The organism is Shinella sp. Sh6 (genome assembly GCF_055392685.1).
Genome location: NZ_AP044005.1, coordinates 803141 through 825580, shown reverse-complemented (window position 1 = coordinate 825580; position 22440 = coordinate 803141). Strand labels below are relative to the sequence as shown.

Genomic DNA, 22440 nt, shown 5'->3' with positions numbered 1-22440 from the left:
CCCCTTGTGGGGAGGGGTTGGGGAGGGGTCCTGCCGCCGTACGCGAAGGATCAGCCGCCCATCTGGTCCATGTGCATGAATTCCCAGACGTTGCCGCTGATATCCTGGAAGGAGCAGCCGTACATCGGGCCGAACTCGATGTTCGGCTTCCATTCGCGCCCGCCGGCGGCGAGTGCCTTGGCCTTGATGTCGTCGACCTCCTGGCGGCTTGCGGCGGAAAGGCAGGTCAGCACCTGCGTCTGCTGTTCCGGGTCGCCGACCTTGCCGTTGACGAACTGGGCGAATTTTTCCTCCGTCAGGTGCATGACGAAGATGTTCTCGTCCACCACCATGCAGACGGCGGTGTCGTCGCTGAACTGCTCGTTGAAGGAATAGCCGAGCGCGCCGAAGAAGCGGCGGGTGGCGGGCAGGTCCTTGACGGGAAGGTTGACGAAGATCATGCGCATGAAAGGCCTCCTGGTTTTCGGTTGCGAAGCGGGGCGCCGCCGGCGGCGGATCGTCCCGTCCTGCCACAAGGACGTAGCCGCCCGCCCCGTCCCGACAAGCCCCCGCGAAAAAATCGGCCGTCAGGCGGCGAAGGCGTCCGTCACGCGGACATCGCCGACATGGATGCCGTTCCAGTTGGACATGGAATGGTTCGCCATGGCCATCAGCGCGCCGTGAATGGCGGGCTCATTGGCGAAGAAGCGGGCGAGCGTGGCGGCGACCATGCTTTCGGCCGCGCGCGTCGTGCCGTCCTCGCATTTTAGGGCGATGGCGATGCCCTTTTCCGGGATCGCCGCGCAGAAGACGCCCTCCGCGCCCGTCTTGGCGAAGATGCGGCCGGGCGCCATCTTCATCAGCCGCGTGCAGGCGCGTTTTGTTCCGGCGACGAAGAAGGGCTCGGCCATGCAGGCCTCCATCAGCCGGCGGGAGGCCCGGGCGCGCCCGGGCGCAAGGCTTGTACCGGTCGCCATCTTCGCGAAACCGTGCGCAAGGCTCTTCAGCGGCACGGCATAGGTGGGGATGGAGCAGCCGTCGTTGCCGCAGTTGTCGGTGCCGAGCGCCGCGCCCGTCAGGTCCTCCATGACGCCGCGGATTTCCGCCTGCACGGGATGCTCGTAGCGCACATAGCCCTTCAGCGCCGTGCCGCCGTGGCAGGCGGCGCAGACGAAGCCGGCATGCTTTCCCGAGCAATTGTTGTGAAGGGCGCTCGGCCGGTCGAGGCTGCGCACCTGGTCGATCAGCACCGGCTGGTCGAAGGACCAGTGCGCGCCGCATTCCAGAACGCTCTCGTCGAGGCCGGCGGCGGCGAGCATGCCTGCGGCAAGGCGCACATGCTCCGGCTCGCCGCTGTGCGAGGAGCAGGCAAGCGCCAGTTCCTTCGCGCCGAAGCCGTAGGCGTCGGCCGCGCCGCTTTCGATCAGCGGCAGGCCCTGCATGGCCTTGCAGGCCGAGCGCGGGAAGACGGCCGCGTCGATATCGCCTTGCGAGAAGACGACCTTGCCGTCGCCGTCCACCGCCACGACCATGCCGCGATGGCGGCTTTCCACCAGATTGCCGCGCGTGACCTCGACAAGAACCGGGTTGGCCATGCTCATCCTCCTCGAACGTGTGATTGGGCGCGGTCTTAGCCGAAATCCGCGCCCCTGCCCACTCGGTTTCACAGATATTCCACCTCGAAGGCGGCAAGGCGCGCCGGATCGGCGATCGATTCGATGGCGACGATCCGCTCGCCTTCCACCGTGACGCGCACGACGACCCGAAGCGCCCCGCCGAGGACGACGGCAAGGCCGAGGTTGCCATCGACAAGGGCGAGCCGGGCGGCGGTCGCCTTGCCGTCGAAGAACGTCGCCACGGCCGCCGCGCCGCGCAGGTCGGCAAGCGAGGCGAGCCGGGCCGCATCGGCATCCGCATGGAAGACGACATCGGGATCGAGCACGGCGAGAAGGCCGGCGAAATCGCCGTCGCGCGAGGCGGCGAGGAAGGCGGCGACCACGCCCTTGCGCCGCTCGTAATCGGCGGACGGCGCATCCGGCAGGCCCTGCACGCGGCGGCGGGCGCGGCTTGCAAGCTGGCGGGCGGCGACGGGCGAGCGCTCGACGATGCGGCCGATCTCCTCGAAGGGCACGCCGAACATGTCGTGCAGCACGAAGGCGAGGCGCTCGGCCGGCGTCAGCCGCTCCAGCACGACGAGGAGCGCAAGGCCGACGGAATCGGCAAGCGCCGCCTGTTCGTCCGCGCCGGCGGCGGGATCGGCATGCTGAACCTCGCCCGCCTCGCCGTCGATCGGGTCCTCGCGGCGGCGAAGGCGCGCGCGCAGCATGTCGAGGCAGATGCGGCCGACCACCGTGGTGAGCCAGCCGGCGGGATTGTCGATGCCGCCCTCGCCGGCGCGCTCCAGCCGAAGCCAGGCCTCCTGCACCGCATCCTCGGCCTCGGCGTACGAGCCCAGCATGCGATAGGCCACGGCATGAAGCCGCCCGCGCTCCGCCTCGAAACGGCCTGCTCCAAAAAATTTCTCGCCCATCGGTCACACTCCCTCTGCTGGTGGCGTCATAGCCATGACGAACCAAGCCGCGCCGATGTGACGGCTTGCCGGCGTCGAAGCGCAAATCATTGCAAGGAGCCAGAAAATGCAATCCCGCATGACCAATATAGTCACCGTCCTGCCCGCCGTCATGACCGCCATGGGCGCCCTCCAGAAGGCCGCGCAGGAAACCGGCCTGCCGGAAAAGACCGCCCAGCTCGTCCATCTGCGCGCCAGCCAGATCAACGGCTGCAGCTTCTGCGTCGACCTCCACCCGCGCATGATGAAGAAGGCCGGCGAGACGGACCGGCGCATCCTCTCGGTCGCCGCCTGGCGGGAGGCGCCGTTCTATACGGATGCCGAGCGCGCCGCCCTCGCCCTCACCGAGGCGCTGACCCGCATCGCCGACCGGGAGGAGCCGGTGCCGGATACGATCTGGAACGAGGCCGCCCGCCACTACGACGAAACGGCGCTCGCCGCCCTCGTCGTGGAGATCGCCACGATCAACGTGTGGAACCGCTTCAACGTGGCGACCCGGCAGGTCGCGGGCGAGTGGGCGCCGTAAGGCGGCGGCATCCGTGCGGGTGGCATTGCCTGCTGGTGCTACGTGCCGTTGTAGCATGCCGGCGCTCCCCTCTCCACTTCCGTCATCCTCGGGCTTGACCCGAGGATCCAGTCCCACGGACGACCCTCGCTTGTAGCGTGGATGCTCGGGTCAAGCCCGAGCATGACGGAGGAGAGGCAGGAGGAAAGGTATCGACGTGCGTGCCGTTGCCGAGTGCCCCCCGGATACCTTTCCCGCTCGCAAGGATACCCTCCCCTCGTCCCCCACCCAGTGAAAAGTCGCGGCTTGAACTCGTGGTTGCGCCGTGGCACCTCTCCGGAAGCTCTTTTGCAAAAGGCCTTTCCATGTCGGACGATACCGCCCCGAAGGAAGCCGCGCCGCGGCTTTCCAGTCTGTTCTCCCGCGCCTATCTGTTCGGCACGCTGATGCTGGGCGGCGGGATCATGCTGCATGCGGTGGAGACCTATATCACCGCCACGCTGATGCCCTCCATCGTGCGCGATATCGGCGGGCTCTCGCTGTTCGCCTGGGCGACGACGGCCTATGTCGCGGCCTCCGTGCTCGGCTCCACCTTCGTCGCCGTGCGGCCGGAAGGCGTCACGCTCAACCGCTGCTATGTCTTCGGGGCGATCCTCTTCGGCCTCGGCAGCCTCGCCTGCGCGCTTTCGCCGAGCATGGAAACGGTGCTCGTCGGCCGGGCGGTGCAGGGACTGGGCGCGGGCTTCCTCGTCGCGCTCGGCTATGCCTTCGTGCGCTTCGTCTATCCCGAGCCGCTGTGGAGCACGGCGTCCACGCTCTATGCCGCCGCCTGGGGCATCGCCACCTTCCTCGGCCCGACCATCGGCGGCATCTTCGCCGCCGGCAGCGCCTGGCGCGAGGCCTTCGCGCTGCTCGTGCCGCTCTCCGCACTGATGGCCGCCGCCGCGCCGAAACTGCTGCCGAAGGGCGACGGCGAGCGGGTGACGACGAAGACGCCCTTCCCGCAGATCGTCCTTCTCGTTTCCGCCGTCGTCATGCTCTCCTTCGCCAGCTCCGCGGAAGCGCCGGCCCTTCGCGCCCTGCTCTCCGCCGCAGCCGTCGCCGGCGTCCTTGCGGCCATCGCCATCGAGCGGGGCGCGAAGGCGCGGCTGCTGCCGGCCGGCACGATCCGCCTTTCCTCCCCGCTCGCCCGCGTCTACCTCCTCATGCTGATGCTGCTGGTGACGATCTGCTCGGATGTCTACATCCCCTATTTCCTGCAGGTCCTGCATGGCGTGAGCCCGCTCGTCTCGGGCTATCTCGTGGCGCTGCTCGCGCTCGGCTGGACGGCCGCGGCCTTCCTCACCGCCGGCCTCAGGGACGGGCGCGCCAACCGGGTGATCGTCATCGGCGCGGCCATCGAGGCGCTGGCGACCGCTCTCCTCGTCCTCGCGCTCGCGCGGCACAATCCGGCGGGCAGCATCGCCGTGCTGGCGCTCGCCACGCTCCTCATCTTCCTCATGGGCTTCGGCATCGGCATGGGCTGGGCGCATCTCGTCACCCATGTGCTGCATCTCGCCCCCGCCGGGGAGACGGACAAGGCGTCGGCCGCGATCACCACCATGCAGTCGCTGGGCGCTGCCTTCGGGGCGGCGCTCGCCGGCATCATCGTCAACTCGGCGGGGCTGGTGGAGCCCGGCGGCGTCGACGGCGCGCTCGTCGCCGCGCGCTGGCTCTATGCGCTGCTCGCCCTGCCGGCGGCGCTGGCGATCTTCCTTGCCATCGGCCTGCCGCGCGAGCGGGCGGCGGGCTGACGGCTCACTCGAAGGTCAGCACGATCTTGCCGATATGGTCGCCGCGCTCCATCATGCGATGGCCGGCGCCGACCTCGTCGAAGGGAAGGACCGCATCGACCACCGGGGCGATGCGCCCCTCCTCCAGGAGCGGCCAGACCCGCGCCAGAAGCTCGTCGCGGATCTCCTCCTTTTCCGCCGCCGTGCGCGGGCGCATGGTCGAGCCCATGACGTTGAGCCGCCGCAGCATGATCGGCGCGAGGTTCACCCTGTCGGCGACCACGCCGCCGAGGAAGGCGATGATCGCGAGCCGCCCGTCGCGGGCGAGCGACTTCAGGTTGCGCTCGAAATAGGCCGCGCCGATCATGTCCAGCACGACGTCGACGCCGACCTTGCCGGTCTCCTCCGCGATGACGGCGGCGAAATCCTCCTCGCGGTAGTTGATCGCCCGGGCGGCGCCCAACGAAAGGCAGGCCCTGCACTTCTCCGCTGTTCCGGCCGTGGTGAAGACGCGGCAGCCGAAGGCGACGGCAAGCTGGATCGCCGTCGTGCCGATGCCGCTCGTGCCGCCGTGGACGAGCACGCTTTCGCCCGGCCTCAGGCCCGCCATCATGAAGAGGTTCGCCCAGACGGTGAAGAAGGTCTCCGGCAGGGCCGCGGCCTTCACCGCGTCATAGCCTTTTGGAAAAGGCAGCGCCTGGCCGGCCGGCACGGTGCAGTAATGCGCATAGCCGCCCCCGTTCGCCAGCGCTGAGACCCTGTCGCCGACCTTCCAGCCGGTGACGCCCTCGCCGAGCGCAGCGATCTCGCCCGCCACCTCCAGGCCGAGGATGGGGCTTGCATCCGGCGGCGGCGGATAATCGCCCTTGCGCTGGAGGATATCCGGCCGGTTGATGCCCGCCGCCTCGACGCGCACGAGGATCTCGCCGGGGCGGGGCTGCGGGACCGGCCCCTCCATCACCGTCAGGTTTTCCGGCCCGCCGTGCTCGGCAAGCCCGATATAGGACATGGTCGATGGAAGTGACATGGTTCCGCCTCCCCGGCGCTTTCTCGATGGAGGGCAATTCTAGCGGAAAGCGGCGGTCATTTGAAACGGCTTGAAGACCCTCTCTGCCTGCCGGCATCTCCCTCACAAGGGGGGAGAAAGGCTGGCGGCGCTCTTTTCCCTCAATTTTTGGACGCCGGACGTGCCGCAAATTAAGTCCCTCCCCCTTGTGGGGAGGGATTTAGGGAGGGGTCTTCATACCACGGCCGAAGACAGCACCAGCCCGCCGTCGCTTTCCTTCGCCTCGCTCTTCAGGGCAGCGATGCGGGTGCTGATCTGCCCGGCCTCGCCGATCACCTCGCCTTCCGGCACGACCAGCACCACGGCCGAGCAGCGCATCAGGGGAAAGCGGGTCTCCCGGCCGGCGCGGTCGCGTCCGCGAATCTCGCCCGCCAGCCGGTCCTCCGGCGAATAGAGCGCGCGCACCTCGCGGGAAAAATCCGCAAGCAGCCGCTCCAGCACGCCCCGCACCTCGCCGGCCGGGCGGCCGCTGACGCCGGCGAAGAAATCGTCGCCGCCGACATGGCCGACGAACACGTCCTCGCCGACGAAATCGCGCCTGAGCAGCGAGGCGAAGAGCGAGAGCGCAAGGTCGTCCTTGTGGAAGCCATAGCGATCGTTGAACGGCTTGAAATTGTCGAAGTCGAAATAGCAAAGGCACCGCGTCTGGTCGCCGTCGTGCGCCTCGTCCTGCAGGTAGTCGCGGATCGCCCGGTTGCCGGGAAGGCCGGTCAGCGGGTTCTGGTCCTCCGCCGTCTTCAGCCGCTTCTCGTTGATGATCTTGATGAGCGAGGAGGCCGACAGGATGCCGGCATAGCGCAGGTTCTCCGTCAGGATCACGCATTCGTTGCCGCCCATGCCGGTGAAGATGTCGAGAAGCTGTTCGGCGGGCGTGTCGAGGTCGGCGATGGGCGCGGCGGTCACGAAATGCGCCAGGCCCTTCTGGTAGAGCCTGTTCTTGATGAGGTCGCGGCCGAAGGGGTGATAGCTCAGTTCCTTGACGTGGTATTCCTGCAGGATGCCGCGCGGCTCGTCATTGGCGTTGAGCACGGGGAAGAAGGTGCGCTTGGGATCGCGCCGGAAGAACTCGAACACCGTTTCCAGGCTCTCGCTCTCGCGCAGCACCGCGACCTGCTCGATCTCGCGGCGGATGAGGATGCTGTCGAGCGTGCTGGAGGCGCGGCGCGTGCCGCCGGCGCGGGCGACCTGCGCATAGACCGGGCCGAGCGCGGAAAAATCCGTGACGGGGCGCGAGACGAACCAGCCCTGCACGAGGTCGCAGCCCGCCTCGCGGCAGGCGACGAACTCCGCCTCGGTCTCCACGCCCTCGGCGATCACCCGCGTGCCGAGCACATGGGCGGCGTTGACCGTGTTGCGCACGAGGTGGCGCTTGCGGGCATCGGCCTCCATGCCCGAGACGAAGTGGCGGTCGATCTTCAGATAATCCACCGGATGGTCGCAGAGCAGCTTGAGCCCGTTATGGCCGACGCCGAAATCGTCGATGGCGAGCTTGAAGCCGGCAAGGCGGAGCTTGCGCACCAGCGCGGAGAACTCCGGCAGCGTATCGTTGTCGAAGCGCTCGGATATCTCGAAGCAGATGGAGGAAGCCGGAATGCCGGCGCGCGTCAGGTGTCCGACGAGGCGCTCGACGAGATCGGCGCCTTGCGGCACGAGGCGGGAATCGAGGTTGACGAAGAGCGTGCGCGAGCGGAAATCCGGCAGCGCCGCGAAGGCGGCGATGGCGCGGCTGTTGATCATATGCTCCAGCGCGAGGAGCTGGCCGGCCTCGTGCGCCCGGTCGAGGAGATCGAGCGGGGAGCGGAAGCCGAGGCGGTCGAAGCCGCGCATCAGCGACTCGTAGCCGAACACCGCGCCGGTCGCGGCCTCGACGATCGGCTGGAAGGCCGTTTCGATCACGAGCTTTGCGAGCGTGACGATCTCGCCATCGCCGAAGCGGCGAAGGGCGAGCAATTCGGCGGCGGACATGCGGATGCTCCGGAGCGTGAATGGTGAGAGGAAGTCTCCGCACCAGTCCTGAACAAACCGTTTCTTTAGTATGACAATTTAGTGAAAGCGCAACTGCGACAGGCAGTTGGGCAAAAATTCCTTCATACCGGCAGCGCCAGCAGCAGGGCGCCGCCGCCGATCATCACGACCGCCGCCCAATGGGCGGGGGAAAGCTGCTCGCCGAGGAAAAGCGCGGCGAAGAGCGCGACGAGCACCACGCTCAGCTTGTCGACGGGCGCGACCTCGGACGCCTTGCCGAGTTGCAGGGCGCGGAAATAGCACAGCCACGAGGCGCCCGTCGCAAGGCCCGAGAGAACGAGGAAGATCCAGCTTCTCGCCGGCACGGCGCCGGGCGCCTGCCAGCCGCCGGCAAGCGTCAGCATGAGGGCGATGGCGGCGAGGATGACGAGCGTGCGCACGAAGGTCGCGAAATCCGGATTGACCCCGGCGACGCCGACCTTGGCGAAGATCGCCGTCAGCGCGGCGAAGGCGGCCGAGCCGAGCGCCCAGGCCTGCCAGGAGCCCGAAAGCCCGCTCATACCGCGCCGCCGGACAGCACCGTGCGCGTCAGCGCGAGGCCGGCCGCAACGCCCGCCAGCGACAGGAGAAGCGATGCGCCGACATAGAGCGCCGCCAGACCCGTCTCGCCGCGCTCCCACAGCAGCGCCGCGTCGAGCGAGAAGGTGGAGAAGGTGGTGAAGCCGCCGAGAATGCCGGTCGTCAGGAACAGCCGCATTTCCTGCGGCAGGTGCCCGCGGAAGGCGAAGGTGCCGGCGATCAGCCCCATCAGCAGGCAGCCGAGCGCGTTGACGACGAGGGTGCCGGTGGGAAAGCCCGTGCCGACGAGCCGGGCGGAAAGCACGTTCACCCCGTGGCGCGCCGCACCGCCGACGCCGGCACCGAGAAAGACGATCAGATAGTTCATGTCCGTTGCCTCAAAGGTCTGCGATCAAGATATCCGGGCAACGAAAAACCGCCCACGGGCGGTCGCAAGGCACGCTCCCGCCGTCGACGGCCATCGCTGGCCGGCCTGGCAGGCGCTATCAGCCGATGAACGGCAGTTCTCGGGGAGCACCATCCCCATCCCACGAGGAAATATCTAGGCGCAGCCCGGCCGGCTGTCAAACGGGTGGGCTCAGTGCCGCCGTTCGAGGATGGAGACGTAGTTGGCGACGGCGGCGCCGCCCATGTTGAAGAGCGCGCCGAGGGTGGCGCCGGGGACCTGGATGCCGCCCGCCTCGCCGGCAAGCTGCATGGCCGCCAGCACATGCATGGAGACGCCCGTCGCGCCGATCGGGTGGCCCTTGGCCTTGAGGCCGCCGGAGGGATTGACCGGCAGGCGGCCGCCCTTCGCCGTCTCGCCGGAAAGCGCCAGCCGGCCGCCCTCGCCGGGCTTTGCAAGGCCCATCGCCTCGTATTCGATGAGCTCGGCGATGGTGAAGCAGTCGTGCGTCTCGACGAAGGAGAGGTCGTCGAGCGTTGCGCCCGCTTCGGCCAAAGCCTGCCGCCATGCTTCCGTGCAGCCTTCGAAGCGGAGGATGTCGCGCTTCGACATGGGCAGGAAATCCTGCACATGGGCGGCGGCGCGAAAGCCGATGGCGCGCGGGGCGCTTGCGACGGCATCCGCGGAGGCGAGCACGAGGGCGGCGGCGCCGTCGGACACGAGCGAGCAATCCGTGCGCTTCAGGGGGCCGGCGACGAAGGGGTTCTTCTCGCTCTCGGTGCGGCAGAAAGTAAAGCCGAGGTCCTTCTGCATCTGGGCATAGGGGTTGGAGGCGCCGTTATGGTGGTTCTTGGCGGCGATGGCGGCGAGCGCGTCGGACTGGTCGCCGTGGCGCTGGAAATAGGCGGCGGCGATCCGGCCGAAGACGCCGGCAAAACCGGCGGGCGTGTCGCCGTCCTCCGGCAGGTAGGAGGCCTTCAGGAGATTGGCGCCGATCCCGGCCGGCGGCGTTGTCGTCATCTGCTCGACGCCGACGACCAGCACATGGCGGGCCGCCCCGGCGCGGATGGCGCGGATGCCCTGGTGGACGGCGGCGGAACCCGTGGCGCAGGCGTTCTCCACCCGCGTCGCCGGCTTGAAGCGCAGCGCGTCGTCGGCCTGGAGCACGAGGCTCGCCGTGAAATCCTGCGGCGAGAAGCCGGCGTTGAAATGGCCGAGCACGATCTCGTCGATATCGGCGGCGGCAAGGCCCGCATGGGCGATGGCCTCGCGCGCGACGGTGACGATCAGGCTCTCGACCGTCTCGCCCTCCAGCCTGCCGAAGCGCGTATGCGCCCAGCCGATAATGGAAACGTCCATGCGAATTCCTCCTGCCGCCATGATGGGCCGGCGGCGGCGGGAGGTAAAGGGCGGAGCGGCGCGTGGGGTTTGCCCCTCATCCGCCTGCCGGCACCTTCTCCCCGCAAGCGGGGCGAAGGGGGTATGCCGTGGTGTCTTCCCCAACCAAGACCCATTCGCCGGGCACGTCCCCTCTCCCCGCTTGCGGGGAGAGGGTTAGGGTGAGGGGCAGACGGCCCGGGACGCCTACCTCTTCAGCGCAAGGCCGAAGGCGATGAGGGACCAGCCCTGCATGGCGAGGTCGAAGGCGAGGAAGAGGCCGAGCAGCCACAGGCTGTTGACCGGCCAGCCGAGGATGAAGACGACGCCGGCAAGCGCCGTGACGATGCCGCCCGCCATGAGCCATCCCCAGCCGCTCTCCGGCCGCACGCGCCAGGCGGCGAAGATGCGGAACACGCCGGCGACCAGCAGCGCGCAGGCCATCAGCAGCGTCAGCACCGCCGAGGTCAGCACCGGGTTGACGAAGGCGAGCACGCCGGCGGCGAGATAGAGCAGCGCGCTCAGCGCCCAGGCGATCGTCTCCCGCCAGGCCTTGACCTGGAAGGCATGGGCGAGATGGACGGCGCCGCCGACGATCATCAGCATGCCGACATAATAAACCGAGGCGACCGTCGCCAAAAACAGGTTGGCCGCGGCGATGCCGCCGAACAGAAGCAGGACGACGCCGAGGGCGACGAACCAGCCCCATTTGGCGCGGACTTCCGAGAGGGGGTTCATTCCAGGGGAGAGGACCATGATTCACCTCGAAAAGACGAACGGAAACAAGGGCAGGCTAGCACGAAACACGGGCCGGACGCGACAGTCCGTTTCGGCACCCTTCCGCACCGAAGATTTTTATTGATTGATCGCTCAATTAAAAATACGCTTGCCCAAAATCAGGGGAACCACATGCCGAAGGTTGGAATGGAGCCGGTGCGCCGCAAGGCGCTGGTGGACGCGACGCTGAGGGCGGTCGGCGACCACGGCTCGCTGACCGTGACCATGTCGGAGATCGCCCGCCATGCGGGCGTCTCCCCTGCCCTGGCGCACCACTATTTCGGCTCCAAGGAACAGCTCGTCATCGAGACGATCCGCAGCCTCCTGCGCACGCTGCGCGAGGATGCGGTGGCGGCGCTGAACGAAGCTGCAACCCCGCGCGAAAAACTTTCGGCGCTCATCCGCGTCAATTTCCAGGCGCACCAGTTCGCGCCGGAGACGGTGGCGGCGTGGCTCGCCTTCTATACGGAGGCGCAGCGCTCGGAGGCGGTGCGGCGCCTGCTCGTCGTCTATGCGCGGCGGCTCAATTCCAATCTCCTGTCGAACCTCAAGCGGCTCTGCCCGGCGCAAAAGGCTTCCGCCATCGCGGACGGCGCGGCGGCGATGATCGACGGGCTCTACCTGCGGCAGGGCCTGCGCTCGGCGCCCGTCAGCATCGAATCCTCCATCGCGCTGACGGAAAGCTATGTGGACGCGCAGCTTCGGGCCTGCGGGGTGGAGGTGGGATGATCTTTTCCTGCGACGACACCCCCCTCTGCCCTGCCGGGCATCTCCCCCACAAGGGGGGAGATTGGCTAGAGGCAAAGCAGTGCCACGATTCGATCTCCCCCCTTGTGGGGGAGATGGCCGGCAGGCCAGAGGGGGGTAGCGCCCCAAATACCGACACCGCCATTTCGAGGATTTTCCCGTGACCGCCGAAAAGCCGAACATCCTGATCATCATGGTCGACCAGCTCAACGGAACGTTCTTCCCGGACGGGCCGGCGGACTTCCTGCATGCGCCGCACATGAAGGCGCTGGCGGCGCGCTCGGCGCGGTTCCGCAACAACTACACCTCCTCGCCGCTGTGCGCCCCCGCCCGCGCCTCCTTCATGGCCGGGCAGTTGCCGAGCCGCACGCAGGTCTATGACAACGCGGCCGAATACGTCTCCTCCATCCCGACCTTCGCGCATCACCTGCGCCGCGCCGGCTATTACACGGCGCTGTCTGGCAAGATGCATTTCGTCGGGCCGGACCAGCTGCACGGCTTCGAGGAACGGCTGACGACGGACATCTACCCGGCCGATTTCGGCTGGACGCCGGATTACAGGAAGCCCGGCGAGCGCATCGACTGGTGGTATCACAACATGGGCTCGGTGACGGGTGCAGGCGTCGCCGAGATCACCAACCAGATGGAATATGACGACGAGGTCGCCTTCCTCGCGAACCAGAAGCTCTACCAGCTCTCGCGTGAGAACGACGACGCGGCCCGCCGCCCCTGGTGCGTCACCGTCTCCTTCACCCATCCGCACGACCCCTATGTGGCGCGGAAGAAATTCTGGGACCTCTACGAGGACTGCGCGCACCTGATGCCCGAAGTCGGCATGCTGGAGGAGCAGGACCCGCACTCCGCCCGGATCCTGCATTCCTGCGACTATGCCGCCTTCGCCATCACCGAGGAAAACGTGCGCCGCTCGCGCCAGGCCTATTTCGCCAACATCTCCTATCTCGACGAGAAGGTGGGCGAGCTCGTCGACACGCTGACGCGCACGCGCATGCTGGACGACACGCTCATCTTCTTCTGCTCGGACCATGGCGACATGCTCGGCGAGCGGGGCCTGTGGTTCAAGATGAACTTCTTCGAGGGCTCGGCCCGCGTGCCGCTGATGATCGCCGGCCCGGGCGTTGCGCCCGGCCTGCGCCTTGCGCCCACCTCCAACCTCGACGTGACGCCGACGCTCTGCGACCTTGCCGGCATCTCCATGGGCGAGGTGATGCCCTGGACGGACGGCGAAAGCCTCGTGCCGGTCATCAACGGGCAGGAGCGCACGACGCCCGTGCTAATGGAATATGCCGCGGAAGCCTCCTATGCGCCGCTCGTCGGCATCCGCGAGGGCAAGTGGAAATATGTCCATTGCGAGCTCGACCCGGAGCAGCTTTACGACCTCGAAGCCGATCCGCTGGAACTCGTCAACCTTGCGACATCCGAAAGCCCCGTCGTCAAGGCGACGCTCGACGCCTTCCGGCAGATGCGCGAGGCGCGCTGGGACATGGCGGCCTTCGACGCGGCCGTGCGCGAGAGCCAGGCGCGGCGCTGGGTGGTCTACGAGGCGCTGAGGAACGGCGCCTATTATCCCTGGGACCACCAGCCGCTGCAGAAGGCCTCCGAACGCTACATGCGCAACCACATGAACCTCGACAATCTCGAGGAATCCAAACGCTACCCGCGGGGAGAATGAGATGAGAGCCCAACCGAAAGCCTCGCACTTCATCGACGGCGAATACGTCGAGGACACCGCCGGCACGCCATTCGACAGCGTCTATCCCGCCACCGGCGAGGTGATCGCGCGCCTTCATGCCGCAACGCCCGCCATCGTGGAAAAGGCCGTCGCCTCGGCAAAACGCGCGCAGAAGGAATGGGCGGCGATGAGCCCCACCGCACGGGGCCGCGTCCTCAAGCGCGCCGCCGAGATCATGCGCGAGAGGAACCGCGAGCTTTCCGAGCTGGAGACGCTCGACACGGGAAAACCGATCCAGGAAACCATCGTCGCCGACCCGACCTCCGGGGCGGACGCCTTCGAATTCTTCGGCGGTATCGCGGCAGCGGGGCTCAACGGCGACTATATTCCGCTCGGGGCAGACTTCGCCTTTACCAAGCGCGTGCCGCTCGGGGTCTGCGTCGGCATCGGCGCGTGGAACTATCCGCAGCAGATCGCCTGCTGGAAGGGCGCGCCGGCGCTCGTCTGCGGCAATGCCATGGTCTTCAAGCCCTCGGAAAACACCCCGCTCGGCGCATTGAAGATTGCGGAAATCCTCGTGGAGGCCGGACTGCCGAAGGGGCTCTACAACGTCATCCAGGGCGACCGCGCGACCGGGCCGCTGCTCGTCAACCATCCCGACGTCACCAAGGTCTCGCTCACCGGCTCCGTGCCGACCGGCCGGAAGGTGGCGGGGGCCGCCGCGTCCGAGTTGAAGCATGTCACCATGGAACTCGGCGGCAAGTCGCCGCTCATCGTCTTCGACGACGCCGACCTTGAAAGCGCCATCGGCGGGGCGATGCTCGGCAATTTCTATTCGACGGGGCAGGTCTGCTCCAACGGCACGCGCGTCTTCGTGCAGAAGGGCATCAGGGAGAAGTTCCTGTCGCGCCTGAAAGAGCGGACGGAAAAAATCCTGATCGGCGATCCGATGGACGAGGCGACGCAGCTCGGGCCGATGGTCTCGAAAGCCCAGCGCGACAAGGTCCTCGACTATATCGAGAAGGGCAAGGCGGAGGGCGCCACGCTGCTGACGGGCGGCGGCATTCCCAACGCCGTCTCGGGCGAAGGCTATTACATCCAGCCGACCGTCTTTGCCGACGTCACGGACGGCATGACCATCGCGCGGGAAGAGATCTTCGGGCCGGTCATGTGCGTGCTCGACTTCGATGACGAGGAGGAAGTCATCGAACGCGGCAACGCCACGGAATTCGGCCTTTCCGGCGGCGTCTTCACGTCCGACCTCACCCGGGCGCACCGCGTCGTCGACCGGCTGGAGGCCGGCACGCTGTGGATCAACACCTACAATCTCGCCCCCGTGGAAATCCCCTTCGGCGGCTCCAAGCAATCGGGCTTCGGGCGGGAAAATTCGCTCGCCGCGCTGGAGCACTATTCGGAGCTGAAGACGGTCTACGTGTCGATGGGCAAGGTCGAGGCGCCGTATTGAGATGATCGGAGCTGCCCCTCATCCCGCTGCCGCGACCTTCTCCCCGCAAGCGGGGAGAAGGAGGCAGGAGGCGTCGTTTTCGGCCCATGAGGACGGTTCAGGTTGGAATGAATGCTCGCCACGCTCCCTTCTCCCCGCCTGCGGGGAGAAGGTGCCGGCAGGCGGATGAGGGGCAAACCCCACCCAGGGAAAGAAACGGTCATGCAGAACGCAGACTACATCATCGTCGGCTCCGGCTCGGCCGGCTCGGCCATCGCCTACCGGCTTTCGGAAGGCGGCAAGCATACCGTCATGGTGCTGGAATATGGCGGGTCGGATATCGGGCCGTTCATCCAGATGCCGGCGGCGCTCGCCTGGCCGATGAGCATGAAGCGCTACAACTGGGGCTATCTCTCCGAGCCCGAGCCGAACCTCAACAACCGGCGCATCACCGCCCCGCGCGGCAAGGTGATCGGCGGCTCCTCCTCCATCAACGGGCTCGTCTATGTGCGCGGCCACGCGGAGGACTTCAACCGCTGGGAAGAGCTCGGCGCGCAGGGCTGGGCCTATGCGGACGTGCTGCCCTATTACAAGCGCATGGAGACCTCGCATGGCGGGGAAGCCGGCTGGCGCGGCACGGACGGGCCGCTGCACGTCCAGCGCGGCCCCGTGACGAACCCGCTCTTCCACGCCTTCATCCAGGCGGGCAGCCAGGCCGGTTTCGAGCTGACGGACGACTATAACGGCTCCAAGCAGGAGGGCTTCGGCCTGATGGAGCAGACGATCCACGACGGCCGGCGCTGGTCGGCGGCGAACGCGTATCTGCGCCCCGCCATGAAGCGGCCGAACGTCTCCCTCGTCCGCTGCTTCGCGCGGAAAATCGTTATCGAGAACGGCCGGGCGGTCGGCGTGGAGATCGAGCGGAACGGGGTTGTCGAGGTGGTGCGGGCGAACCGCGAGGTGATCGTCTCGGCCTCCTCCTTCAACTCGCCGAAGCTGCTGATGCTCTCCGGCATCGGCCCGGGCCAGCATTTGCAGGATATGGGCATCGAGGTGAAGGTCGACCGGCCGGGCGTCGGCGCGAACCTGCAGGACCATATGGAATTCTACTTCCAGCAGATCTCGACCAAGCCGGTCTCGCTCTATTCCTGGCTGCCGTGGTTCTGGCAGGGGGTCGCGGGCGCGCAGTGGCTGCTCTCCAAGGGCGGGCTCGGCGCCTCCAACCAGTTCGAGGCCTGCGCGTTCCTGCGCTCGGCTGCCGGCTTGAAGCAGCCGGACATCCAGTACCATTTCCTGCCCGTCGCCATCTCCTACGACGGCAAGGCGGCAGCGAAGAGCCACGGCTTCCAGGTGCATGTCGGCTACAACCTGTCGAAGTCGCGCGGCAACGTGACGCTCCGCTCGGCCGATCCGATGGCCGATCCGGTGATCCGCTTCAACTACATGAGCCATGAGGAAGACTGGGTGAAGTTCCGCCATTGCGTGCGCCTCACCCGCGAGATCTTCGGGCAGAAGGCCTTCGACGAATTCCGCGGCCCGGAAATCCAGCCCGGCGAAAAGGTGCAGAGCGACGATGAGATCGACGCCTTCCTGCGCGAGCATCTGGAAAGCGCCTACCACCCCTGCGGCACCTGCCGCATGGGCGCGGCAAGCGACCCGATGGCCGTGGTCGATCCCGAAACCCGCGTGATCGGCGTCGAGGCCCTGCGCGTCGCGGATTCTTCGATCTTCCCCCACGTCACCTACGGCAACCTCAACGCCCCGTCGATCATGACCGGCGAGAAGGCTGCGGACCATATCCTCGGCAGGCAGCCCCTCCCCCGCTCCAACCAGGAGCCATGGGTCAACCCGCGGGCGATGGTGAGCGACCGGTAGGTTGACGTTGGAAATAATGTAACTACATTAAATCATGAAGATCGTCTGGGACGAACCGAAGCGGCAGGCCAACCTGCAAAAGCACCGCCTCGATTTCACGGATATCGGCGAATTCGACTGGGCGAATGCCGTCGTCGAGGATGCCAGGCCGGATGCTTCCGGTCGGCGGCGCCTGAAGGCTCTCGGCTATTTCCGGGACGGCACGGCCGCCGTGATCTTCATGACTCTCGGTCGGGAAGCCGTTTCGATCATCAGCTTCCGCCCGGCGAGCGACAGGGAAAGAAGGAGGCTCCCATGGCCAAGACCACAAAGCTGACGCCATTCCAGCCCGGTGAGGGATATACGCAGGAAGACTGGGGCGCCGTCGATTTTCCCGAGATGAGCGACGCTGAACTGGCGGCCCTGCGCCCGGCGAAAGAGGTCCTTCCCCCGGAATTCTTCAAGGCTATGGAGGATCACCGCAAGTCGCGCGGCCGTCCGTCGCTGGCACATCCGAAAAAGCAGGTCACCCTCCGGCTCGACGAAGACGTCATCGCCCGTTTCCGGGCAAGCGGAAAGGGCTGGCAGAGCCGCATGAACGAGGCGTTGCGCAAGGCCGCCGGCCTGTAGGTACCCTATTTTCTACTATTTTTATAGAGTAATTTCAAAGCCTTCTTTCGCGGCAGGATTTCTGCCGGGGGGCCGAGATGGAGAGATATTTGCTCTCCGGCCCGAGGCTTTGGAAATCCGTTTTGCTGTCTCGCGGGGGCGCGGGCTGCGATAATCCGGGCACTTCTCGCAAAGGCTTGGAAACGGAATGACTGTTCTTACCGGAAACGGGACCGCCGAGGCCCTGAACGACAAACTCGCCGGCCTCGATCTTGCCGGGCGCCTTGCGCTCGTGGCCGGGCTTGGCGGGCGCGCCGTCTTCACCACCAGCCTCGGCATCGAGGACCAGGTCATCACCGCCGCCATCGGCACCGAGCGCCTGCCCGTCGACGTCGTGACGCTGGAGACCGGCCGGCTCTTCAAGGAAACCGTCGACCTCATCGACGAGACGGAAGGCCAGTACGGCATCGCCATTACCCGCTACCACCCCGTTCAGGACGATATCGACGCCTATGCGGAGAAATACGGCCTCAACGGCTTCTACGAGAGCGTCGAGGCGCGCCATGCCTGTTGCAGCGTGCGCAAGCTCAAGCCGCTTGCCCGCGCGCTGGAAGGCGCCTCCTTCTGGATCACCGGCCTTCGCCGCGGCCAGTCCGGCAACCGCGCCGAGACGCCCTTTGCCGAATACGACGCCGAGCGCAACCTCATCAAGGTCAACCCGCTCGCCGATTGGGACATCGAGCGCATCAAGGCTTACGTCGCCGACAATGCCGTTCCCGTGAACCCGATGCATGCGCGCGGCTATCCGTCCATCGGCTGCGAGCCCTGCACGCGCGCCATCAAGCCGGGCGAGCCCGAGCGCGCCGGCCGCTGGTGGTGGGAGAACGACGAGAAGCGCGAATGCGGCCTGCACGTTCCCGAGGCCGCCGCCTCCCCCCTTCCCGCCCCGAGCGCGGCCTGACCGACACCCTGCCCCTCCCAAGGCGCCCCATCCGGAGTAGAAATCCCATGTCCGATATCCGCAACGAGGCGGAAGCCAAGCCCAACGCGACGCAGAAAGCCCCGCTCGATCCGCATCTGAAGGCGCTGGAAAACGAGGCGATCCACATCTTCCGCGAGGTCGCGGCCGAATTCGAGCGGCCCGTGATGCTCTATTCCGTCGGCAAGGACTCCTCGGTCCTGCTGCATCTTGCGCGCAAGGCCTTCTATCCGGGCCGCGTGCCCTTCCCGCTGCTGCACGTCAACACGGGCTGGAAGTTCGCCGAGATGATCGCCTTCCGCGACGCCATCGTGAAGGAATACGATCTCGACCTCATCGAGCACGTCAACCCGCGCGGAGCGGCGGAAAACGTCACCCCCTTCACGCACGGGTCCTCGCGCTACACCGACATCATGAAGACCGAGGCGCTGCGTCAGGCGCTCGACGCCGGCAAATACGACGCGGCCTTCGGCGGCGCGCGCCGCGACGAGGAGGCTTCCCGCGCCAAGGAGCGCATCTACTCCTTCCGCACGCCGGACCACCGCTGGGACCCGCGCAACCAGCGCCCGGAACTGTGGAACCTCTACAACGGCATGATCCGCCAGGGCGAGAGCGTGCGCGCCTTCCCGCTCTCCAACTGGACCGAGGTCGACATCTGGCGCTACATCCAGGCCGAGGATATCCCGATCGTGCCGCTCTATTTCGCCAAGAAGCGCCCCTATGTGGAACGCGACGGCATGATGATCATGGCCGAGGACCCGCGCCTCGAACTGCTGCCCGGCGAGGTGAAGCAGGAAGGCGTCATCCGCTTCCGCACGCTCGGCTGCTTCCCGCTGACCGGCGCCATCCGCTCCAATGCGACGACGCTCGACGACATCATCGCCGAGCTGGAGACGGCGACCGTCTCCGAACGCCAGGGCCGCGCCATCGACCGCGACCAGTCCGGCTCCATGGAAAAGAAGAAACGCGAAGGGTATTTCTGAGATGACCGTTTCCGCAACCGCGACCGCCCTGCCGGTCGAACAGGCCGCCGTCGAACAGGCACGCGCGATCCGCGATTCCCGCCCCCTTCGCCTCATCACCTGCGGCTCGGTGGACGACGGCAAGTCGACGCTGATCGGCCGCCTGCTGTGGGACACCAAGGCCGTCAAGGAAGACCAGGCCGCAACGCTCCACCGCGACAGCGGCAAGCAGAACGACCTCGGCCTGCCGGACTTCGCCCTTCTCCTCGACGGCCTGCAGGCCGAGCGCGAACAGGGCATTACCATCGACGTCGCCTACCGCTATTTCTCGACGGACCGGCGCTCCTTCATCGTCGCCGACACGCCCGGCCACGAGCAGTATACCCGCAACATGGCGACCGGCGCCTCCACGGCGGACCTTGCCGTGCTGCTCGTCGATGCGCGCGCCGGCATCCTGGAGCAGACGCGCCGCCACGCCACCATCGCCACGCTGATGGGCATCCGCCAGTTCGTGCTCGCCGTCAACAAGATCGACCTGACGGGCTACGACCGCGCCCGGTTCGACCAGATCGCCCACGAGTTCCGCGAATTCGCCCTCACCCTCGGCGTCAAGCAGATCACCGCCATCCCGATGTCGGCGCTGAAGGGCGAGAACGTCGTCTACGACGGCAGCAAGGCCATGCCCTGGTACGACGGCCCGACGCTGGTGGAAACCCTGGAGAAGGCGACGACCCGCGCCGGCCAGACGGTCGGCTTCCGCCTGCCGGTGCAGCGCGTCTCGCGCCCCGGCGAAAGCTTCCGCGGCTATCAGGGCACCGTCGCCGGCGGCTCGGTGAAGCCGGGCGATTCCGTCGTGGTGCTGCCGTCGGGCATGGTGGCGAACGTCACCAAGATCGTCACCTTCGACCTCGTGCGCAACGCGGCCGTTTCGGGCGACGCCATCACGCTGGTGCTCGACCGGCAGGTGGACGTCTCGCGCGGCGACATGATCGTCGCCATCGACAGCCAGCCGATGACCGGGCGAGGCTTCGACGCCCAGCTCGTCGCCCTCCAGGCGGACGGAATCGAGCCCGGCAAACGCTACTGGCTGAAGAGCGGCTCGCGCCGCCAGCGCGTGCTGGTGGAACCCGTCAGCCAGCTCGATCTTGCGACCTCCAAGTGGAATGCGGCCGAGCGGCTGGCCATGAACGCCATCGGCAAGGTGCATCTCACCTTCGACGAGCAGGCGATCTTCGATCCCTACGAGCAGAACCGCACGACAGGCGCCTTCATCCTGATCGATCCCGACACCAACAACACGGTGGCCGGCGGCATGATCACCGGACGCCGCTCGGAGATCGGCGGCATCCACAAGGACGACCGGCGCGTGCTCCTGTCGCTTCCCGCCGACCTTGCGGACAAGATCATGGCGAGCGAGGCCTTCGCCAGCCGCCGCCAGGACGTCGACGTGCGCCACACCAGCGCCGGCCGCGCGGCCGAGCTGCTGGCCGATCTCGACGAATAGCCGGGGCGCATCCGGACACGAAAAAGGGGCCGAAAGGCCCCTTTTGCATTTGCCGTTCCTGACGGTCTCAGAAGAAGAAATACCAGATCAGGATCACCAGAAAGAGCGGTACGCCCATCAACCAGAGAATCAAAGCCCGAGCCATGTAAGTTTCCTTTCCTCATTGGTCGGGCGGAAAATGCGCGGGCAGGAAAATTGTTCCATCGGGCGCCGGAAACGGCATTGCCGCACCAAGGACCTGCCGCGCCGTTTCACCCCGCCGGACGCGCCCGGCCACGGCATTTCCGGCCTTGCGGAAAAAATCCCGCGGCATCCGGCGCTTTCCCCAACATTGCGAATTTTTTTGATATTTTGCGCTTGTCGAAACCGAAAGCCTGTTCTATACGAACCCCCGCTGGTCACGGAGTGTAGCGCAGTCTGGTAGCGCACCACGTTCGGGACGTGGGGGTCGAGTGTTCGAATCACTCCACTCCGACCAGCGAAAATCCTCTTAAGGATTTATAGCCATCCCGAAGGCTCACGAAAACCTCCCGATACGAAAACTGACAGCCCCCTCGCCAGCCCGTTGCGGTTGTTTACCCCGCAAGTTCATGTGGCAGCCGGGGTGATCCGGGGCGACGGCGAGGGCCTCAGGTGCCAGCGCTGCGCCGGCGGCACCATCCAAGCCTCCGGCCTCGACGACATCATCCCGCGCCCCGCCTGGCTGACCGGCGAGACGAGGTGGGCTATGAGACCACCGGCCGCGACGAGCCCTTCATTGTCGGTTCCGCCGCGTCGATGAGGAAGGAGGGCGAGGCGAAGCGCTCCAACGTCGCGCGGTCGCAAAGCTCGATGCGATTGCCGTCCGACACCACCCCATAGTCGGCGAGCACCGCAAAGCCGCGCGACAGGTTCTCCGGCGTCATGCCGAGATAGGAGGCGAGCACCCTCTTTTCGAAAAGAAGCCTAATCGCGCCGGAACCGCCCTGGTTGTCGTCCTCGCGCAAAAGCCAGTTGGCGAGCCTCTGCGTGCCGTGCCTGAGCTTCTGCCTCTTCAGTTCCTTGACCGTGCGACGATATGCGCGGGCCAGCTCGAATACGACGGAACGCATGAAATCGGAATCCTCGACCATGAGATCTCGGATCAGCGAGGCCGGGATCATCAGGATCCTCGCAGGCGTCAGCGTCCTGGCGGATTGAAGACTGACGTCGTTGTTGAGGACGGCCGCCAGGATGAACAGGCTTGTCGGACCGAGAATTTCAATCACCGTCTCGTTTTTCATGGAGGAAGCAGACATCTCCACCAATCCTTCAAGGGTTATGTAAAGGAAATCCGCCGGACTGTTTTCTTCGAGCAACACGGTCCCTGCCGGAAAAGACTGCAGGAAGCTCGGAACGATAATCTTCTCGAAGGTGCTTTGCTTGACGCCCTCGAGGATATTCAGATGCTTGAGTTTTTCGACATCATCGGATCGCATCGGTGCAGCCTTGCCTCATAGTTGATAGCATCAGTCAACAAAACAAAAAATATCAATTGAAGAGCATAAATAAGAAGACTTCAGTATATATAAAAATCATCTAAGCGCCAAAAAGAGTTGTCCTTGTCTTAAAATGTATACCTCTGAAGAGGATTGACCCAGATCAACAACAAACCCCGGCACATATCTCCTAATCGCCAGGAGAATTCGGTCAAATTCG

The 22440-nt window shown here is 66.3% G+C and carries 21 protein-coding genes, 1 tRNA gene and 1 riboswitch; of the genes, 12 read left to right on the top strand and 10 right to left on the bottom strand.

Annotation, left to right across the window (positions count from 1 at the left end; genetic code table 11):
- Positions 1–50: 50 nt before the first annotated feature.
- The 3 genes from ACZ5TO_RS03930 to ACZ5TO_RS03920 all read right to left on the bottom strand — a co-directional run bounded on the left by ACZ5TO_RS03930 (position 51) and on the right by ACZ5TO_RS03920 (position 2509).
- Positions 51–446 carry a VOC family protein gene (locus ACZ5TO_RS03930; protein ID WP_184147212.1) on the bottom strand — a complete coding sequence of 132 codons (396 nt, stop codon included), beginning with the start codon at positions 444–446 and terminating at the stop codon, positions 51–53.
- Between the two features lie 120 nt (positions 447–566).
- Positions 567–1574: an asparaginase gene (locus tag ACZ5TO_RS03925; protein WP_464799619.1), complete on the bottom strand. Its 1008-nt coding sequence runs from the start codon at positions 1572–1574 to the stop codon at positions 567–569.
- Between the two features lie 68 nt (positions 1575–1642).
- Complete coding sequence (locus tag ACZ5TO_RS03920) at positions 1643–2509, bottom strand: sigma-70 family RNA polymerase sigma factor (protein ID WP_464799618.1); 867 nt, start codon at positions 2507–2509, stop codon at positions 1643–1645.
- Between the two features lie 106 nt (positions 2510–2615).
- Here ACZ5TO_RS03920 and ACZ5TO_RS03915 point away from each other — a divergent pair, with 106 nt between their 5' ends.
- Both ACZ5TO_RS03915 and ACZ5TO_RS03910 read left to right on the top strand, forming a co-directional pair.
- Positions 2616–3074 carry a carboxymuconolactone decarboxylase family protein gene (locus ACZ5TO_RS03915; protein ID WP_464799617.1) on the top strand — a complete coding sequence of 153 codons (459 nt, stop codon included), beginning with the start codon at positions 2616–2618 and terminating at the stop codon, positions 3072–3074.
- Between the two features lie 344 nt (positions 3075–3418).
- Positions 3419–4846 (top strand): MFS transporter, encoded by a 1428-nt coding sequence (locus ACZ5TO_RS03910; RefSeq protein WP_464799616.1) that lies wholly within the window; start codon positions 3419–3421, stop codon positions 4844–4846.
- A gap of 4 nt (positions 4847–4850) precedes the next feature.
- Here ACZ5TO_RS03910 and ACZ5TO_RS03905 read toward each other — a convergent pair whose 3' ends face one another.
- The 6 genes from ACZ5TO_RS03905 to ACZ5TO_RS03880 all read right to left on the bottom strand — a co-directional run bounded on the left by ACZ5TO_RS03905 (position 4851) and on the right by ACZ5TO_RS03880 (position 10953).
- Positions 4851–5852: an NAD(P)H-quinone oxidoreductase gene (locus ACZ5TO_RS03905; protein ID WP_464799615.1), complete on the bottom strand. Its 1002-nt coding sequence runs from the start codon at positions 5850–5852 to the stop codon at positions 4851–4853.
- Positions 5853–6065: 213 nt separating this feature from the next.
- Positions 6066–7856, bottom strand: coding sequence for an EAL domain-containing protein (locus tag ACZ5TO_RS03900; protein ID WP_464799614.1), 1791 nt, complete (start codon positions 7854–7856; stop codon positions 6066–6068).
- A gap of 122 nt (positions 7857–7978) precedes the next feature.
- On the bottom strand, positions 7979–8416 hold the full coding sequence (locus tag ACZ5TO_RS03895) for an EamA family transporter (RefSeq protein ID WP_464799613.1): 438 nt from the start codon (positions 8414–8416) through the stop codon (positions 7979–7981).
- Entirely contained in the window at positions 8413–8802 is a 390-nt protein-coding gene (gene crcB / locus ACZ5TO_RS03890) for a fluoride efflux transporter CrcB (RefSeq protein ID WP_464799612.1), read from the bottom strand. Before crcB ends, ACZ5TO_RS03895 begins: the two co-directional genes overlap by 4 nt.
- A 102-nt stretch (positions 8803–8904) precedes the next feature.
- A riboswitch (Fluoride riboswitch) is annotated at positions 8905–8968 on the bottom strand.
- Between the two features lie 44 nt (positions 8969–9012).
- Entirely contained in the window at positions 9013–10179 is a 1167-nt protein-coding gene (locus ACZ5TO_RS03885) for an acetyl-CoA acetyltransferase (RefSeq protein ID WP_464799611.1), read from the bottom strand.
- A gap of 225 nt (positions 10180–10404) precedes the next feature.
- A complete protein-coding gene (locus tag ACZ5TO_RS03880) occupies positions 10405–10953 on the bottom strand; it encodes an HdeD family acid-resistance protein (protein ID WP_464799610.1) in 549 nt (182 codons plus the stop codon).
- A gap of 153 nt (positions 10954–11106) precedes the next feature.
- Here ACZ5TO_RS03880 and betI point away from each other — a divergent pair, with 153 nt between their 5' ends.
- The 10 genes from betI to ACZ5TO_RS03830 all read left to right on the top strand — a co-directional run bounded on the left by betI (position 11107) and on the right by ACZ5TO_RS03830 (position 21241).
- Positions 11107–11703, top strand: coding sequence for a transcriptional regulator BetI (betI, locus tag ACZ5TO_RS03875; RefSeq protein WP_464799609.1), 597 nt, complete (start codon positions 11107–11109; stop codon positions 11701–11703).
- Positions 11704–11881: 178 nt separating this feature from the next.
- On the top strand, positions 11882–13411 hold the full coding sequence (betC, locus tag ACZ5TO_RS03870) for a choline-sulfatase (RefSeq protein WP_464799608.1): 1530 nt from the start codon (positions 11882–11884) through the stop codon (positions 13409–13411).
- A 1-nt stretch (position 13412) separates the two neighbouring features.
- Positions 13413–14876: a betaine-aldehyde dehydrogenase gene (betB, locus tag ACZ5TO_RS03865; RefSeq protein ID WP_464799607.1), complete on the top strand. Its 1464-nt coding sequence runs from the start codon at positions 13413–13415 to the stop codon at positions 14874–14876.
- Between the two features lie 201 nt (positions 14877–15077).
- On the top strand, positions 15078–16730 hold the full coding sequence (gene betA, locus ACZ5TO_RS03860; RefSeq protein WP_464799606.1) for a choline dehydrogenase: 1653 nt from the start codon (positions 15078–15080) through the stop codon (positions 16728–16730).
- 34 nt (positions 16731–16764) lie between these two features.
- Positions 16765–17046: a BrnT family toxin gene (locus ACZ5TO_RS03855; protein WP_464799605.1), complete on the top strand. Its 282-nt coding sequence runs from the start codon at positions 16765–16767 to the stop codon at positions 17044–17046.
- Entirely contained in the window at positions 17025–17339 is a 315-nt protein-coding gene (locus ACZ5TO_RS03850; protein ID WP_464799604.1) for a BrnA antitoxin family protein, read from the top strand. The genes ACZ5TO_RS03855 and ACZ5TO_RS03850 overlap by 22 nt, the downstream gene beginning before the upstream one ends.
- A gap of 187 nt (positions 17340–17526) precedes the next feature.
- Positions 17527–18279, top strand: coding sequence for a phosphoadenylyl-sulfate reductase (locus tag ACZ5TO_RS03845; RefSeq protein ID WP_464799603.1), 753 nt, complete (start codon positions 17527–17529; stop codon positions 18277–18279).
- Positions 18280–18326: 47 nt separating this feature from the next.
- Positions 18327–19280: a sulfate adenylyltransferase subunit CysD gene (gene cysD, locus ACZ5TO_RS03840; protein ID WP_464799602.1), complete on the top strand. Its 954-nt coding sequence runs from the start codon at positions 18327–18329 to the stop codon at positions 19278–19280.
- Between the two features lies 1 nt (position 19281).
- On the top strand, positions 19282–20763 hold the full coding sequence (cysN, locus tag ACZ5TO_RS03835) for a sulfate adenylyltransferase subunit CysN (RefSeq protein ID WP_464799601.1): 1482 nt from the start codon (positions 19282–19284) through the stop codon (positions 20761–20763).
- 401 nt (positions 20764–21164) lie between these two features.
- Positions 21165–21241, top strand: a tRNA-Pro gene (locus ACZ5TO_RS03830).
- Positions 21242–21488: 247 nt separating this feature from the next.
- Here the strand turns inward: ACZ5TO_RS03830 and ACZ5TO_RS03825 are convergent.
- The gene (locus tag ACZ5TO_RS03825) at positions 21489–22220 is read right to left on the bottom strand and encodes a helix-turn-helix domain-containing protein (RefSeq protein WP_464799600.1); all 732 of its coding nucleotides are present in this window, start codon (positions 22218–22220) and stop codon (positions 21489–21491) included.
- Positions 22221–22440: the final 220 nt, after the last annotated feature.